The following is a 16951-nucleotide window of genomic DNA, read 5'->3' on the forward strand; positions in this document are numbered from 1 at the left end:
TAATTTATTTGGAATCAAATGGCAATAAGGGCTTCACTTTAAATGACTTGACTTTGTTTCTTCGAAACATATCAAGGGCCTTTTTATAAGCTGATTCCAGATATTTAACCTGCATCCACGAATCGAAAAGTAGTTGATTTTTCTCAGCTAGTTTTTCTTTAAATGAATAAACTTTATGCCTATCCAATGCGAGTGCGATATACTCCGCTACAGAATTCGCAATTAAATCTGACAGTCCTGCAAAATGCAAAATGCTGGATCCTAATCTTGAATTATGTGAATCACCCTTAAGAGTTATCATAGGTACACCGTATCTCAAAAACTCAATAGCGGTAAAATGCGCGTTATAAGTAAAACAGTCAAGTAAGACATCCGCATGTTTAATTCGCTCCCAATGCTGATTTATTTCAACCTTATCGGCGAAAACTACTTTATCAAAAACACCTTTCTTCTTAAAATATTCCTTAAGGTTCTGAGCAATTTTTGGAATACCTCCATGATATATCCAAAGTACGGAATCTTTTGAAGCTTGAAGAATTTTCACCCATGTGTCTATCGTGGCAGGATCTAATTTTCGAGGGTGGTTAAAACTTGCAAACACAAATTTATTTTCTGGTAAATTATGATCTGCCCGATTGGTAGAATTCGCATTCACCTCTGGTAAGGGACAATTAAACATGATGGAGCATGGAAGGGTAATAATTGATTCAGAATAAAAATCCTTAAGCTGTTCTTTGCTGGCTACACTATCAGAAAAAACATAATCAATAAAGTTTGAACCAGTCGTTTCATGAGATCCTAAAGTCATAATCTGGATGGGAGCAGGTTTAAGTGCCAACACATCTAGTTTCATCTGTGTATTATAACCAGCTAATGCAACCAGAACATCTATCTTTTCCCTATTAATAAAGTCTGCTATTTCGACTGAAGTCATTTTAGAAACATCATGGAAGTAATCTGTGGCCTCCTCAATGTCATTTTTAACGTAATCTTCCGAACTGACTAGAGAGAAAGCATGTATTTCAAATTTTGATCGATCGTGATGCTCGAAGAGTGTTCGCACTAAAAATCCTCCGGGGTGAAGTCGGAAATTAGGAGAATAATAACCAACCCTAACCTTACCCTCCCCTATTGAATGATCGTAACTTCTATTGTGCTTGCTGACAGTTAGGGATTCTTTAATAGCGTTCGAATACTTCGCTGCTACCTTCATATATACTTGTGGGTGTATGCCAGCAAAGCTCAACTCATAAGGAACCAAATTATGAATTATCTCTTGATTTAAGTAATCTAAAAGTAAGTTACCCAACCGCTCATTTTCTGATATATAGCTTGACCAGTCAGCAAGCTGCCACTTAGTGACAATTGCCAAAATTTCAAGTACCGTACTGCTATTCCCTTTACCTAATCGGTAACCTCTCTGGTACCACTCTAAACTTTTTACTTTGTCACCAAGAATATTGGAATAAACTTGACCCAGATTGTAATAGGCTTCCGATAATGTGGGATCTAGTTCAAGTGACTTCTGATAGGATGTTATCGCATCCCGATATTCAGCATTTTTCACCTGAATATTCCCAATATTAACCCATGAAATACCTTTTGAAGGTGATATTTCGAGAATTTGTTGATAAAGTGATTTCGCTTTTTCGAAATCCTCAATCTTAAAATATATGTGAGCCAATTCATTTAGAACTCCTATGTGATTGGAATCAATGGTTAAGCATTTTTTCAGAATACGAATTGATTCTGTTATTTTTTTTATTGCTCCAAGTGACTTAGCATAAGCTAGACAGAGCGTTAAATTATCAGGATTTCTTTCTACTAGCTCTTTCCCTAAATCAATTGATTCCTCAAATCTTCGCTCTTTACTGTATAAAATAGTTAGTTGAATCTTTATACGCTCATCAGCGCATTTTAAGCTACCTTTCTCAAGAACAGCAATTGCTTTTTCTATATCACTATTTCGTAGTGCTATCTCAACTTTCAACAAGTACCCTCCGACTCTCTCAGGTCTTGCTTCTGTCAATTGTTCGATTTCTGCTTCAAGCTGATCTAAATCATCCTGTTGAAGTCTCGATTTAATCGATTTGATTCGATGGATATACTCTTCAGTTTTCAAGGTATCTTTAGATGAACTGGCTCCAGTCCTTTTAAGTGTCGTTCCCAAATGGTTTCGTAAGCTGCCTCAATCTTTCTTACCTGACCTTCTACGTTAAAAATACCTATTCCACCTTTTGCCTTCTCCAGGTATTCTTTTGTTTGATTGAGTACAGTTAAATCCTTAGCAAATTCCACCGCTTTATTGGTATAAGCCTTTAAATCGTCGCTTATGAATTGCTCAAGTTCTAGTGAGGTTAAAAAAGAAGCACATAAACGAGAACTAACTGTATTTCCTTTTATTGTCAAAACGGGAATCCCCATCCATAATGCCTCCAAACAAGTTGTATGACCATTATAAACCGGTGTGTCCAGAAATAAGTCGATTAGCGTTAAACGTTTAATATGGTCTCTAAAAGGCTCCTTTCCACAAAAGATCACCCTATTTTCTGCTACACCAAAGTTCACGAAAGCTTTCTTAATATTCTTCTCAGTGAATTCATTTATCCTATAAAGCCAAAGTATGCTTTCGGAATGTTTCTTTAATATCTCAGCCCATGTATGGATAATTTGCGGACCAATTTTACGTGGATGGTTTAAACATCCATAAACAAATACATCATGCGGAATTCCATAGGCTTCTTTGGTTACATTTTTATTACTGGGAATCATCTGCGAGTTTGAGAAATAGCTAGTCTGTAGCTCAATAATTGATTCACTAAAGAATGATCTGGTTTCCTCCGTTATGGTAACACAGTCTCCAAAAACATAGTCAATGAAAGATGCTTGTGTGGATTCATTATATCCCATAAACATAGTCTGAACAGGGGTTGGCTTTAATGCAGGAATGTCCATTCGCATTCCAAGATTATATCCGGAAAGACATGTTAAAATTTGAACACCTAATTGATTGATATTTCTTGCCGCTTCAGTGGCACTGCAATAGGAAAGATCAACAAAATGATCAGATTCCTTCTCTATAAATCTATACATGTCATCATCGTTCTTTTGCAATGAGAAAGCATAGACTTCAAACCTGTCACGGTCATGGTACTTAAAAAAATCCTTAATGAGTTGAGAGTCCGGGTGAACCTTAAAATTGGGAGATAGATATCCAATTTTTATTCTTTTCGAATCAATTAAGTTGTATGAAAAATTTAGTTCTTCCTTTATGGGGTTAATACGTCTTTCAAGGTTACTCGCATGTTTTTTTAATATTTTGGTTATCAAGTTATGATCAAATGGATAATAAGCCAGGTTATAAACGGGAATATCAGCTTCTCCGAAACTGCCTTCAAGGAACTGGTTAAGAGCTTTTATAACCCTGGACATCATTTCATCATATTTGTCCACTTCACCACATTTAGAATATATCATCTGAATCGTCATCAATGCTCTTAGTGCGAATTTTGGATGACCCGCAAGTTTTGAAAGCTGGTCAATAGCAGCTGAAAAAAGTTGAAGTTGATCATATGCTATGCCCAATAAAAAATGAGTTTCATCTGACAATAATTCATTCCCTTTTAAAGGTTGTAATAACTGAATCACTGATTCAAACCTCAATTCCTCTACATATATTCTGGCTAATTTTAAATGAGGTTCCTCTTCATTCGGATATTCTTTCAACAACGTCTTAAGTTGTTGTTTGGCTGATTCCCTCTCACCATTCGAATAAGAAAAAAGTGCTTTTAAGCTTAATAACTTCACATTTTTCGGCTCGATAGTGAGAGCCATTTCCAAGAATTTATAAGATTGTTCTTGCTTATGGCTGGAATAATAGATTAAGGATAAATTATAAAGCGCCAGCACATTTTGATTGTTTAGCTTGATTGCCTCCAAAAAACATTCCTCTGCTTCATATTCATTACCTTTTTTAAATTGAACGCTCGCTTTATTGGCATAAACCATGCTGTCTCTAATTCCAGACCTTATCAAGGTATCATAAAGACTTTCAGCCTCTTCGTAACGATGGCTCAACTGATAGATATTGGCCAAATTATTAACAGACTGAAGGTGTTTGGGCTGCACGTGTAATACCTTTTTATAGCTTGATTCTGCTTCGGCAAGTCTATTTAGTTTACGGTAGCAGATTGCAGATTGAAAATGAATCTGAGGAATATTCGGAAATTCCTGCTCTAGTGAATCAAATATGACCCTAGCTTTTTTTAGTTCATTGATTCTTAAGTGAAGTTTACCCGATTGGAGTCTTAAATTTATATCTAATGGGAAAATGGATAGCGCCTGATTGTTATGCTCAATTGCCATCTTATACTTTCCCTCCATCGATAAGATTCTTCCCTTCATGAGCAGGGATGGAAGGTGATTAGGTTTTACTTTAAGGATTTCATTAAACAGATTTTTAGCTTCTTTCAGCTTTCCCTCATTTAAAAAAGCTTGTGCAGTATCAAAATAAGTACTGATGTTTGCCTTACTCATTTTGATCTACCTGAGTGGTATTCGAATTTTTAGTCGAAAGATCATTTTTATTGCTTTCATCCTTTGGTTCTTGCCAGTAGATTTTCTTTGGAGTAATTATCGCACGACTATGAACATCATTAAGGTTGTTTAATATGTTGGGTCGGGTAATTCCGGGGAGAATGTGTACATCATACAATTCTTTAACAGCGTTCTGATATTCCAATATACCCTCAACCCTATTTGTCCTTAGATTGACGATAGCCACTCCTGCTTTCGGGTTTTTTGAAGCTATCGGCATTTTGCCAAAGTCTTTACTGTCTTCCCTTATTTTGGATAATCCAATGAATAAGAAATTCTGATAAAAAGACATTCCTCTGGCAAAACCAGGGACTTCACAAATACGCTCATTTGATTTGGATGGGATATTGTATTTCCAAAGTTCACCATCTGCAGATTGTAAATAAAAGACATCATCTCCTACCAACCGAGGGCTATGTGGCATAGCAAGACCATCTAGCAAAATTTCGTTGGTCTCAACATCCATCAAGATTCCACCTTTCAATTTATTTTCTCTCCACCCTCCAGGCTTATCTGAAACCCCAAGTGCTGTTACATATTTGGGCACCCCATTTTTTAAGGTCATACCGTTCAAATGACATTTATCTCCAGGTGCGATATCTGTTATGAAGTGTGGTTTCCATTTTGGAAGAAAGCTAAAGCGTGGATCTAATTGAGCAATACAGGAAAATTGCGTAATTACCGCCCACAACCCACCTTTCCCATAGCTTATATCATGCGTGTCAACCGAACCAGTATAATGAGTGGATCGAGGTAAATACATCGCATCATATGTATTTGGCTTTTTAGGATATGACTTTGCCGCATTCGCAGATCTATGCATTAATACAATCTCATTTAAGCACGCAACTGCAAGGTACTTATCGTGTGAAGCGACTCCCATAGGCTTTCTAAAATTTCTAGGTAGCTGAATCATCTGTTGGTCATCCTTCGGACTAAACATCACCACCTTTCCTGTCTGATAGGTACTCAGTACCAAACTACTTTTTAATTGATTAAGTATCTGAGCGAATGACTTTGAGTGCTGATAGGTAAATGGATTCTCTCCATCTTTTTCTATGGTTTCCTGGGGTTCTTCAGTTTGCATGTAGTTTTTGTATTAGCTCGAAAAAACGTAGATAATAATACATTAGATATATTTAGCTCACAAATTAAAGCAACATGCAGAAAGAGTTTGAAATTGTCATCACTCATTCATCCATTACTGATAAACAGAAAAAAGATATTTTGGCATTTTGGGAAAAAGAAGGAGCATTTTCTGATGTAAGAATTGCTAAAAAAAGAGTTGAAGAAGTTATCGCTATTGCTAAAAAAGGTAAAGAAATAGTTGGCGTCTCCTCAGGTGTAAAAGGAATTTATGAATTAATGAATCAGCGTTTTCTGTTTTATCGATCTTTCATTGGCAAAAATCATCGTATCAAAGGATTATCCAAATCTCTTTTCAATGCGACTTTTGATTATTTCAATGAAATATCTAAATCAGAAAATATCATCGGAATTTTCGTTTCTTTTGAAAATAAGATGTTAAATAACAAAACCCGGGCTGTTGTTACCGAATGTCACAATCTAACACTAATAGGATTCAATGAACATGGGATTCAGCTACGTGTTGCGTACTTCGATGAAGCTGAAATTGAGTGATTTTAGTTCGTTTCTGAACTTAGAATGTGGTGTCCTTTTATCCAATCAAAACGATTAAATTCTAGCAATCGCGTCTCAGTCTCATCATTAAAAATTTCTTCAATGACGATAAAATGTCGATGCTTATCGGGATTTATGTAGCCAAGCAAAATATATTCCCATTCATTGCCATCCCACATAAATTTTAAAAGATGAACAGATATAACATCCTCCCCATGACTGTAATCTTCAATCAATTTAGATCTTAACTCATCATCTTCTACATAATGTGCCGACTGTTCCCAAAGTTCATCATTGTCTAAATAGGCATGGATAATGAGATCTCCATCTAATTGGGTATGATCATGCTTATGCTTGATTTTAAAATGATCAAAGGAATGCACTTGAGGGTCACTTACGTAATACCCTGAATAAAATTGGGCCGAACTACATAAGGAGAGTATGGAAAGGAGTATGACGGTGACTGTTTTCATTGCTATATTTTTTCATGTAGTATCACAAATTTTTAATAGCAGCTGACACTACAAGAATAGAAATATTCTTATACAATACTATTGAAATTGATATTCCGGGCTAGAAAATTTCGACAAAAACAAGATTAGCAACAATGAATTGCAATATTTCGTCTATTTCGTGCTCCCAATATGAGTTGATAAATTCGCTTTAATACTCAACCCCTTTAAAATGTTATCTATGAAATTCGGCACAAAAGCACTCCATTCGGGAATTGAACCGGATCCATCCACCGGAGCAATAATGACTCCTATTTTTCAAACCTCTACTTATGTTCAGGAAAGACCAGGAGTAAACAAAGGATTTGAATACGCTCGCACAAAAAATCCAACAAGAAGTGCTTTGGAGAAAAACATTGCTTCATTAGAAAATGCAAAATTTGGAAGATGTTTCGCCTCTGGCATGAGTGCAACGGAAACAGTCATAAAAACGCTTCGACCAGGTGATGAAGTAGTCTGTACAAGTGATCTTTACGGAGGAAGTTTTCGCTTGTTTAGCAAATTGTTTGCGGAGTTTGGCATCAAATTCAGCTTCATAAATATGAGTGATCCAACCAAGATTCTGGATTGCATTTCCAACAAGACCAAACTAGTCTGGCTGGAAACCCCAACAAATCCGATGATGAGTATTATTGATATTTCAACGATATGCAAGATTGCGCATAATCATGGAGCTAAGGTTGCTGTCGACAACACTTTTGCTTCGCCTTACCTTCAAAATCCATTAGACCAAGGTGCTGATATCGTAATGCATTCGGTGACTAAATACATAGCCGGACACTCAGATGTAATCATGGGGTTTCTTGGAACGAATGATATTGACCTGGATGACAAGTTTGGGTTCATTCAAAATTCTAGTGGAGCTGTTCCCGGTCCTCAAGATTGTTTTCTTACTTTGAGAGGTATCAAAACACTTCATTTAAGAATGCAAAGACACTGCGAAAATGGAGAGGTCATTGCCAAGTACCTCAAAAAACATCCTAAAGTAGACAAAGTTTTTTGGCCAGGATTTGAAGATCATCCAAACCACGAAATTGCTAAGAAGCAAATGCGTGGGTTTGGCGGGATGATCTCGTTTATTCAAAAGGAGGATACCGTTGAAAAAGCGAAAGATACCTTAAGCAAATTCAAACTATTTAGTCTGGCTGAGTCGCTGGGAGGTGTCGAATCTTTAGTTGGTCATCCGGCAAGCATGACACATGCGAGTATACCTCGAGAGAAAAGATTGGCAGAAGGGTTAACTGATTCTTTGATTAGACTAAGTGTGGGAATTGAAGACGTAGAAGATCTGATTTCTGATTTAGATCAGGCTATCAACTGATCATCAGGCAAAAAATAACCCCGCTTAATGCGGGGCTTCTTATGCTACGTCGAAAAGATCTTTCGGCAGAATTAGTGGTGAATTGATAATATGAAGATAGTAACTATATTCGGCGGAATGACTTCCAATTCGATCAAACTACTAGAAGCATCTATGTTGGTCTAGATTATATTCGACAAAACGAAAATGAGCAAACTTAAACAAACGGCTTATCAGATTCTCCAATCACTTATGGTGCAACTCGCATTTCACCATCTTAAAAAGAATCTTGCATTAATGGCTGTTTGGTTAATTATAGTCTCTGCTTTCTCTGGAGGGTTAGGAAAAGTTTATGGTATCCATTATTTGTTTTTGGACCCTGAATACCTTGGCGTTGTTAGCTTTTGGAGCTTCTTTATCGTTGGAATTGCATTCGGAAACCTGATGATGGCCTGGCACATCACTACCTATATTTTGGATGCGCATAGATTTAGATTTATTGGAGTTTTACAGCGGCCATTCACTAAATTCTCAATCAACAATAGCCTAATACCTGTCCTGATTCTGATTATTTATATTGTCTTTCTGATTCGCTTCCAGGTTAATAATGGATTGGCTGAAACAAGTGAAATCTTCCTTTTCGTGTTAGGGCTGGTTTTGGGGATAGTCTGCATGCACCTATTGATGATTCTCTATTTCAGATTTACCAACAAGGATATTTTCATTTTTGTTGCTGGAACTGTCGATAGAAAATTGAGGAAGAATGTGCTAAGTAGAGATCGGGTCATGAATAGAGTGCGAGAAAACAGAGCCGATAAATATAATGTATCTAATTACCTCGATTTAAAGCTCAAGGTAAGATCGACAGAACAGATAGTTGATTTTCGCAATAAAGAAGCGATTGTTAGAGTCTTTGATCAAAATCATTTTAACTCAGTAGTGGTAGAGCTATGTATTATTGGGGTGATCTTACTTCTTGGTTTTTTTATGAATGTGGAGTTTCTACAGATTCCTGCTGCGGCCAGCTCACTATTGATTTTCGCCATTGCAGTTATGCTGGTGGGAGCTATCAGCTATTGGTTCAAGGGTTGGGGGCTTTCATTCGCGCTTGCTATTTTCATTTTGGTAAACATAGCTGCTAAATCCGGATTTGGTAAAGGAATCAATCAAGCGACGGGCCTTAATTATGACACTACTCTAACCTCCTACTCGATAGAAAACCTGGAAGCTGTTCATTCAAAGGAGCAATACATCCATGACAAGTGGCATATGCTTCAGACCCTGGAGAATTGGAAAGCGAAATGGCCTGACTCAAAAAAGCAAAAGATGGTTTTTCTGTGCGTTAGCGGTGGTGGACAGAGGGCAGCATTGTGGACGACTAATTCTTTACTAAAGGCCGACAGTGCACTAAATGGTAACCTAATGGATCAAACCTTTCTCATCACCGGAGCTTCCGGAGGTGTCATTGGTGCGGCTTTTTACCGAGAGATGTTTCGCAGAAATAGTAGAATAGCGCTATCGGAAAATAAAAATGACTTACTCATTCAAATGGGTAAAGACAACCTCAATCCCGTCATTTTTGGTCTTCTTGTAAACGACCTGTTTTTTAAAATTAGAACGCATGAATATGCCGGAAGAACATACAGTGTTGATCGTGGGTATGTTTTTGAGAAAAACCTAAATAAGAACCTTGGAAATATTTTCGGCAGCTCAATAGGTGCTTACCGTGAGTTGGAAGAGAATTCTGAGATTCCCACGCTTATCATGTCGCCGACCATCGCTAATGATGGTAGAAAGCTCTATATATCCTCACAGCCTGTTTCATTTCTTGGTGTCACATCAGAAATAGTTGATGACAAAGAAGCTCGGGTGCGTGGGGTAGATTTTCAAGCCCTTTTCAGGGTCAATGAACCGGATGAACTAAGCTATCTATCTGCACTTAGAATGTCAGCATCCTTCCCTTACATAACACCAAATGTAAGCTTACCAGCCGAACCTCGTGTAGAAATTATGGACGCTGGTATCTCTGATAATTTTGGAATTTCTGATGCCATTAGATTCGTTAGTGTTTTCAATGATTGGATCTCAGAAAACACCGATGGCGTGATTTTTTTAGTAGTGAGAGATACCAAACCCAATTCACCAATCGAGAAGAGACCGGACCCTTCAGTTGTTGATAGGTTAACCTACCCTATTGCCAGTGTCTACAATAACTTAACCAACATGCAAGACATAAATAATGATGCAAGACTTGAACAAATGCGCTCGTGGTTCAAAGGCGAAATGGATGTCGTGGAAATTGCCTATGATTCATTCGAAAAAAATGGCACGACTTCCGATGTTGACCGGGCATCCCTAAGCTGGCATCTAACTACAAAAGAGAAACAGCATATCCTACAAAATATCAATATTGAAAGTAACAAAATGGCTATCCAGGAGCTACAACGTCTGCTTAAAAACTCATCAAATCCTTAAATCTGGAAGTTTGTCTCCTACTTACCTCTACCTCTGTACCATCTTTAAGATAAAGTCTTATGGTCCCGCTGAACCACGGTTCGATCTTTTCTATCCACTTCATGTTAATGATTTGCTGTCGGTTCGCTCTGAAGAAGACCTTAGGGTCTAAGCGGCTCTCCATATATTGAAGCGTTTTGGGAATCATTGGTTTATGGTCCTCGAAGTAAATCCTTGTATAATTATCCCATATCTCAAAAAGCCTAACATCTTTCAATGTCACGAACCAACATTTTTCACCATCCTTCACAAAAACCTGGCTATTTTCATTAAGCACATCTTTTGGCTCATCCGTTTTCTCCAAGTTTTCTCTCACTCGTTGCAATGCCAATGTCAGTCGGTCATCGGTAATCGGCTTCTTCAAATAGTCCAGTGCGTTGTAGTCAAAAGCCTTTATTGCGTATTCGCTGTATGCGGTTGTGAACACAACTTGTGGTACCTCATCCAACATTTCCAGCAATTCAAAACCGTCCTTATCAGGCATCTGAATATCCAGAAACACCAAATCCGGCTTTAAATTCTCAATCATTTCTTTTGCGTCATCAGCGTTCTCGGCCTCTCCAATTACCTCTACATCTTTATGATTCTGCAGGAGAAACTGAAGCTCCTGCCTTGCTAATCGCGTATCATCTACAAGTACAGCTTTCATTTTGTTATTGGTAGTTTAAGTTTAGATCGAACCATGTTTCCTTCCTGTATTAGTTCAATATCCGGTTCGCTATCAAACAAGATTCTTATTCTTTCGGTAGCATTTCTGAGGCCAATCCCATTTCCCAGGTTCTTTTTCAGTTTTCCGGTATTGCTCACCTCCAAAACTAAATATGAATCTTCCTGATCAACTGAGATTAATATATCACCCCCATTTTTTATCTGCGAAATCCCATGCTTTACAGCATTCTCCGCCATTAGCTGGATCAGCATAGGCGGTATTCTACACTTGTTCAGTCCCTCCTTGGTTAAAATTTCATAATGAAGTCTATTTTCATAATGAATGCTCTCCAACTCCAGGTATTTATTCACAATTTGAAGTTCCTCCTCCACTGTCACTTTCTCATTGTCGTTAAACTGAATAGAGTATCTAAGCAACTCGGAAATATGAGAAACCATGTCTCTTGCCTTCATAGGATCTTCAAGTATCAATGCACGTATATTATTCAAAGCATTGAAAAGAAAGTGAGGGTTAATTTGTGCCTTTAGCGCAATAAGTTCAGCATCTTTTACTGCTGTCTCCAACTGCCATTTCTCTACCTCCTCCTTCTTGTAGTTTCTGAAAAAGTAAATAATCAGATATACAGCGGTCCATAATGCGAAATAGACAAACGTTTGAAAAGTAAAAAGAAAGAAAACGGTAATGCTAAAATTCTCAACATCAATAATTTCTGTGGTTAAAATAGTGTATCCAACCACTATTCCATTTGCTAAAACTGCCAGAATAATTAATGCAATAAGTAATCGCAAGATTAATTTCTGAAGCTTCAGTTTAAGCCAGCCATCCGTCTTCATTTTAAATCGAAGCAAATGGGTCGAGAGAAACATGACTATTGCACTAAAAAACTGAGCAAGAATGACCCATATATCGACATTGTCATAAAATAGCATAGCCACAACCACACCTATCATCCCGTAGATAAACCAACCTACCGATTGAAAAAGCCAATACGAGTTATTCCTTGTCATTTCTTATCAAATCCTACTCACAAATAAAGGGGTATAAATATTGGTACACTTACGCTTTGCAGCGAGTGGTCATAAGAATATGATGAATGGAAATTAAAAAGCCCGTCCAGATCAGGCGGGCTTTTTGTGCTTTTTATGAAAATTGAACTTACAAGAATTTATCAACTTCCGTATAAGGCATATCAAAAGCTTCAGATACTCCTTTGTATACCACTTCCCCATTAATAACATTTAAGCCCAACTTAAGCTCCTTGCTCTCTTTACATGCTTGTTTCCATCCTTTATTGGCTAACTGTATAGCATATGGTAAAGTTGCATTGGTAAGCGCAAGCGTAGAAGTGTAAGGTACCGCTCCAGGCATGTTGGCAACACAATAATGAACAACATCATCAATGATGTAGGTTGGGTTTTCGTGCGTCGTAGGCTTACAAGTTTCAATGCAGCCACCTTGATCAACAGCAACGTCAACTAATACAGTCCCTGGTTGCATTTCTTTAAGCATATCCTTTGTAATAAGATTTGGTGCTTTAGCTCCGGGTATAAGAACTGCACCAATGATCAGGTCATGTGTGCTGATGAGTTCACGAATATTATATTCACTACTCATGAAGGTATTAACATTGGCTGGCATGATATCATCCAATTGTCTGAGTCTTTGAAGATTTAAATCAAGAATAGTTACATCCGCACCCATACCTGCCGCCATTTTTGCAGCATTTGTGCCAACGATACCACCGCCTAAAATCATTACTTTAGCTGGCCTCACACCAGGAACACCTCCCAAGAGAATTCCTCTACCTTTAAGTGGTTTCTCCAGGTATTTAGCCCCCTCTTGTACAGACATTCTACCCGCTACTTCTGACATTGGAATCAACAAAGGAAGCGATCGATCAGGGCGCTCTACTGTTTCATAAGCAAGACAAACAGCTCCACTTTCAATCATTGCTTTGGTAAGTGGTTCATGTGAAGCAAAATGGAAATAAGTGAAGATTAGTTGGTCTTTTTTACACAACTTGTATTCAGGTTCAATGGGCTCCTTCACTTTAATAATCATCTCGGCAATACCGTAAACCTCTTCAATCGATGGAAGAATTTTAGCACCCGCATCTACATATTGATCATCCGAAAATCCACTACCATCACCTGCTGTTGTTTGGATGTAGACCTCATGACCTCTTTTGGTGAATTCAACCACTCCAGAAGGAGTGACTGCCACTCTATTTTCGTTGTTTTTAATCTCTTTTGGAACGCCTATTATCATGATATTGGTTATTAAGGTTGGCAAATATAGGATTTGTTTGTGGGAGAAATCCCAACATAAGAAAATACGAAACAGGAGACTTTAAAATTATGTTATTTAACAAATAATATTCTTTAAAATATAATTTATCAGAATATTATAACTTTAAATGGCTCTTATTTTCATTTAAACATCGTTTTATACGGAGTATTCACTTTTAAAAGTGAATCGTTTTTCGTATTTTTGAAAGTGGCCAAACGCTAAATTTTATTTTAATTACAAATTATGAGCGAAACAAAGAATACTTCAAAATTACCTATCACCAAGAAGGAGGTTTTAAACGATTATCAACTGGCCGTAGAAAGTCGTGAAGCAAGTTTGATAGGCAGAAAGGAAGTATTCATGGGTAAGGCCAAGTTCGGAATATTTGGTGATGGCAAGGAACTACCACAAATAGCGATGGCCAAATACTTCCAAAATGGCGATTGGAGATCTGGTTATTATCGAGATCAAACCTTCATGATGGCCATTGGCCAGCTTAATACCCAACAGTTTTTTGCTCAGCTTTATGCACACACCGACGTTGAAGCAGATCCTGCATCTGCTGGAAGGATGATGAACGGACATTTTGCAACCAGGTACTTAAACGAAAAGGGTGAATGGTTGACTCAGACAGACAAAAAGAATAGTAGTGCTGATATATCCCCTACCGCTGGACAAATGCCTCGTTTGCTTGGATTAGCTTATGCTTCTAAACTATATCGGAAAAATAAATCGTTAAGCGAGTTTGAGGACTTCTCAATCAAGGGCAATGAAGTAGCATTTGGTACAATTGGTAATGCCTCAACTTCAGAAGGTCACTTCTGGGAAACCATGAATGCAGCGGGGGTTCTCCAGGTACCCATGATTATGTCGGTTTGGGATGATGGATACGGTATTTCTGTTCCTCAAAAATATCACACGATAAAGGAAAGTATCTCAGAGGCATTAAGTGGGTTTCAACGAACAAAAGAAAAGGCCGGATTTGAAGTTTTTAAAGTAAAGGCATGGGACTATGTCGCCCTTCTTGAAACTTATAAAAAAGCTGCTGAAATATCCAGAAAAGAACACATTCCATGTTTGATTCATGTAATAGAGGTTACTCAACCCCAAGGCCACTCAACTTCGGGTTCACATGAAAGATATAAACCCAAGGATCGTCTCGTTTGGGAAAAAGAGTATGATTGTATCCTTCAAATGCGTCAGTGGATTGAAAAAGAGAAGTTGGCTAGTCCCGAAGAACTGGATCAGATAGAAAAAGAAGCAAAACAAGCTGCTAAACAAGCCAAAGATGAGGCATGGAAAGCATATTCTGCAGACATCAAAAAGGATGTCGAGGAAGTATTGAATTTAATAGATAAGGTTGCTGTTCCATCCACTCATAAAACGAAAATTACTGATTTAGCGGAGGCTCTAAGAAAAGAGTTGAATCCTGAAAAGTCTCATATAATAAAGGTTGCTAAAAAAGCATTGAGACTTATTAAGAATGAATCATTTACGGAAAAGCAACATCTATTGAATTGGCTGTCTGAGAAATCCGCACAATATGAGGAACAATTCAGCTCTAAGCTTTACAGTGAATCATTGGACTCAGCAATCAATGTGGAATCTGTTCCCGCTGCGTATTCTGACTCAAGTGAATTGGTTGATGGGCGGGAAGTACTCAACGCGTGCTTTGATAATTTACTGGAAGCCGATCCCAGAATTTTCGCTTTTGGTGAAGATGTAGGTAAGATCGGAGATGTAAATCAAGGTTTTGCCGGACTGCAGGAGAAATATGGTGAGCTAAAAGTGACTGATACGGGTATTCGGGAAACCACTATTATCGGTCAGGGAATTGGTGCTGCAATCAGGGGATTAAGACCCATCGCCGAAATCCAATATTTGGATTATTTACTGTACGCCTTGCAAACATTGTCTGATGATCTGGCAACATTACAATACCGTACTTACGGCGGCCAGAAGGCACCACTTATTATTAGAACAAGGGGTCATAGACTAGAAGGCGTTTGGCATTCCGGATCTCCAATGGGAATGATCCTGCATTCGCTCAGAGGGATGTACGTATTGACACCTCGAAACATGACGCAGGCAGCTGGTTTTTATAACACACTCATGCAGTCCGATGATCCCGCACTTGTCATCGAATCACTAAATGGATATCGACTTAAAGAACGTGTCCCAGATAATCTAACTGAATTTAGGTTAGCTCTTGGAGAACCTGAAACTCTAAGATCTGGAACTGATGTAACCATAGTGACCTACGGCTCTACATGCAGAGTTGTGATGGAAGCGGCTAATCAACTTGCAGAAGAAGGAATTGAAGCAGAAGTAATCGATGCTCAGACATTAATTCCATTTGACCGTCCACAAATGATGGTTGAGTCGTTGAAGAAAACCAACAGGTTAGTTGTTGTTGATGAGGACGTTGAAGGTGGAGCTTCTGCATTTATCCTTCAGCAAATTCTTGAGCGTGATGGTGGATACTTCCACCTTGATTCAAAACCAGTCACAATTACAGGCAAGAATCATCGACCAGCGTATGGTAGTGATGGAGATTACTTCTCAAAACCTAATGTCGAAGAAATTTTTGATAAGATTTATAGTATGCTATCTGAATCGAATCCGGAACGTTATCCGGCTATTTTCTGAGTGATGTCTGTTATTATGAAGTCTTGAGAAAAGACCTCATTACTCTTATTTAAGCTTCGGTCGTAAACATAAATACGGACCCTCCAGATATCATCCCCCAAAGTTAACCTTAAGGTGTTGGTTGTTTGTTTCCACACAATTTGACCTTCCTTGCCTTCAGGGTCAAAAACGGGTATTCTACCATTAAACCCCGGGGCACACGGATCAACCAATAATGGCTCGTATTCATCCTCTCCAATCTTTCTTTCTATGATAACAAAGAAATTATTATAAAAGGGATTTTGCTTTCCATAAATCGTGTCGTTCTCAATTACTAAATATTCATCACAATTATAAGGAGGTGGTGAAATAGTATTACCAATCAATTCGGCTGAATCCGGGAAATAAAAGTATTGGGCACCTTCGTTTGTATTAAAAAGTCCAATCGGTATTGAATAAAAGGGTGGAGTATATCCACTTCCGTTAATCGTAACTACGTTTTCCAAGGAATCGAAAACTCCATCAAAAATATGATGTGGTGGACCAACATCCAGCGAAGGATCTAACCCAAAATCACCGCCTTCATCCTCAAAAGAGAACGTGACAATTAAGGTATCGACAGCCCTATTCGGCCCATCATTCGGTGCGTCAATAAAAACCACATCATCAAAAGACAAAAGTGGGACTTCTGAAAATACTTCCTTCTCAAAGCATCCACTTAATGCCAGAAGTATTACTAAACTCAATAATTTCGCAGCGTGTCTCATTTGATGAAAACAAAATTAATCTACTTTGCCCCTA

The 16951-nt window shown here is 38.0% G+C and carries 12 protein-coding genes; 4 read left to right on the top strand and 8 right to left on the bottom strand.

Annotated features, from left to right (window positions below):
* Positions 1–4 precede the first annotated feature (4 nt).
* Genes ACO05G_RS09170 through ACO05G_RS09180 form a run of 3 tightly spaced genes read right to left on the bottom strand, consistent with a single transcriptional unit; the run spans position 5 to position 5683 of the window.
* Positions 5–2122, bottom strand: coding sequence for a tetratricopeptide repeat protein (locus tag ACO05G_RS09170; protein WP_421765676.1), 2118 nt, complete (start codon positions 2120–2122; stop codon positions 5–7).
* Complete coding sequence (locus ACO05G_RS09175; protein ID WP_421765677.1) at positions 2119–4536, bottom strand: tetratricopeptide repeat protein; 2418 nt, start codon at positions 4534–4536, stop codon at positions 2119–2121. Before ACO05G_RS09175 ends, ACO05G_RS09170 begins: the two co-directional genes overlap by 4 nt.
* A complete protein-coding gene (locus ACO05G_RS09180; protein ID WP_421765678.1) occupies positions 4529–5683 on the bottom strand; it encodes a TIGR03032 family protein in 1155 nt (384 codons plus the stop codon). The genes ACO05G_RS09175 and ACO05G_RS09180 overlap by 8 nt, the downstream gene beginning before the upstream one ends.
* 74 nt (positions 5684–5757) lie before the next feature.
* Here ACO05G_RS09180 and ACO05G_RS09185 point away from each other — a divergent pair, with 74 nt between their 5' ends.
* A complete protein-coding gene (locus ACO05G_RS09185; RefSeq protein ID WP_421765679.1) occupies positions 5758–6237 on the top strand; it encodes a hypothetical protein in 480 nt (159 codons plus the stop codon).
* 2 nt (positions 6238–6239) lie between these two features.
* On the opposite strand, the gene ACO05G_RS09190 is transcribed toward ACO05G_RS09185, so the two are convergent.
* Complete coding sequence (locus tag ACO05G_RS09190; protein ID WP_421765680.1) at positions 6240–6710, bottom strand: hypothetical protein; 471 nt, start codon at positions 6708–6710, stop codon at positions 6240–6242.
* A 220-nt stretch (positions 6711–6930) separates the two neighbouring features.
* Here ACO05G_RS09190 and ACO05G_RS09195 point away from each other — a divergent pair, with 220 nt between their 5' ends.
* Positions 6931–8070 carry a cystathionine gamma-synthase gene (locus ACO05G_RS09195; protein WP_421765681.1) on the top strand — a complete coding sequence of 380 codons (1140 nt, stop codon included), beginning with the start codon at positions 6931–6933 and terminating at the stop codon, positions 8068–8070.
* Between the two features lie 186 nt (positions 8071–8256).
* Positions 8257–10524 carry a patatin-like phospholipase family protein gene (locus tag ACO05G_RS09200; RefSeq protein WP_421765682.1) on the top strand — a complete coding sequence of 756 codons (2268 nt, stop codon included), beginning with the start codon at positions 8257–8259 and terminating at the stop codon, positions 10522–10524.
* Here the strand turns inward: ACO05G_RS09200 and ACO05G_RS09205 are convergent.
* From ACO05G_RS09205 to ald, 3 genes are all read right to left on the bottom strand, one after another.
* The gene (locus tag ACO05G_RS09205; RefSeq protein ID WP_348284488.1) at positions 10502–11212 is read right to left on the bottom strand and encodes a LytTR family DNA-binding domain-containing protein; all 711 of its coding nucleotides are present in this window, start codon (positions 11210–11212) and stop codon (positions 10502–10504) included. The two genes, ACO05G_RS09200 and ACO05G_RS09205, sit on opposite strands and share 23 nt — an antisense overlap.
* On the bottom strand, positions 11209–12240 hold the full coding sequence (locus ACO05G_RS09210) for a sensor histidine kinase (protein WP_421765683.1): 1032 nt from the start codon (positions 12238–12240) through the stop codon (positions 11209–11211). The genes ACO05G_RS09205 and ACO05G_RS09210 overlap by 4 nt, the downstream gene beginning before the upstream one ends.
* Positions 12241–12388: 148 nt before the next feature.
* The gene (gene ald, locus ACO05G_RS09215; protein WP_348284490.1) at positions 12389–13501 is read right to left on the bottom strand and encodes an alanine dehydrogenase; all 1113 of its coding nucleotides are present in this window, start codon (positions 13499–13501) and stop codon (positions 12389–12391) included.
* A gap of 264 nt (positions 13502–13765) precedes the next feature.
* Between ald and ACO05G_RS09220 the strand changes: the two genes are divergently transcribed.
* Positions 13766–16171 carry an alpha-ketoacid dehydrogenase subunit alpha/beta gene (locus ACO05G_RS09220; protein ID WP_421765684.1) on the top strand — a complete coding sequence of 802 codons (2406 nt, stop codon included), beginning with the start codon at positions 13766–13768 and terminating at the stop codon, positions 16169–16171.
* Here the strand turns inward: ACO05G_RS09220 and ACO05G_RS09225 are convergent.
* A complete protein-coding gene (locus ACO05G_RS09225; protein ID WP_421765685.1) occupies positions 16153–16917 on the bottom strand; it encodes a hypothetical protein in 765 nt (254 codons plus the stop codon). The two genes, ACO05G_RS09220 and ACO05G_RS09225, sit on opposite strands and share 19 nt — an antisense overlap.
* Positions 16918–16951 lie beyond the last annotated feature (34 nt).

The sequence above is a fragment of the Ekhidna sp. genome, from assembly GCF_965227465.1.
Classification (GTDB): Bacteria; Bacteroidota; Bacteroidia; order Cytophagales; family Cyclobacteriaceae; genus Ekhidna.

Coding starts and splice junctions, on each gene's coding strand:
- ACO05G_RS09175 (WP_421765677.1), bottom strand. CDS start 4,536: ATGAGTAAGGCAAACATCAGTACTTATTTTGATACTGCACAAGCTTTT.
- ACO05G_RS09180 (WP_421765678.1), bottom strand. CDS start 5,683: ATGCAAACTGAAGAACCCCAGGAAACCATAGAAAAAGATGGAGAGAAT.
- ACO05G_RS09185 (WP_421765679.1), top strand. CDS start 5,758: ATGCAGAAAGAGTTTGAAATTGTCATCACTCATTCATCCATTACTGAT.
- ACO05G_RS09190 (WP_421765680.1), bottom strand. CDS start 6,710: ATGAAAACAGTCACCGTCATACTCCTTTCCATACTCTCCTTATGTAGT.
- ACO05G_RS09195 (WP_421765681.1), top strand. CDS start 6,931: ATGAAATTCGGCACAAAAGCACTCCATTCGGGAATTGAACCGGATCCA.
- ACO05G_RS09200 (WP_421765682.1), top strand. CDS start 8,257: ATGAGCAAACTTAAACAAACGGCTTATCAGATTCTCCAATCACTTATG.
- ACO05G_RS09205 (WP_348284488.1), bottom strand. CDS start 11,212: ATGAAAGCTGTACTTGTAGATGATACGCGATTAGCAAGGCAGGAGCTT.
- ACO05G_RS09210 (WP_421765683.1), bottom strand. CDS start 12,240: ATGACAAGGAATAACTCGTATTGGCTTTTTCAATCGGTAGGTTGGTTT.
- ald (WP_348284490.1), bottom strand. CDS start 13,501: ATGATAATAGGCGTTCCAAAAGAGATTAAAAACAACGAAAATAGAGTG.
- ACO05G_RS09220 (WP_421765684.1), top strand. CDS start 13,766: ATGAGCGAAACAAAGAATACTTCAAAATTACCTATCACCAAGAAGGAG.
- ACO05G_RS09225 (WP_421765685.1), bottom strand. CDS start 16,917: ATGAGACACGCTGCGAAATTATTGAGTTTAGTAATACTTCTGGCATTA.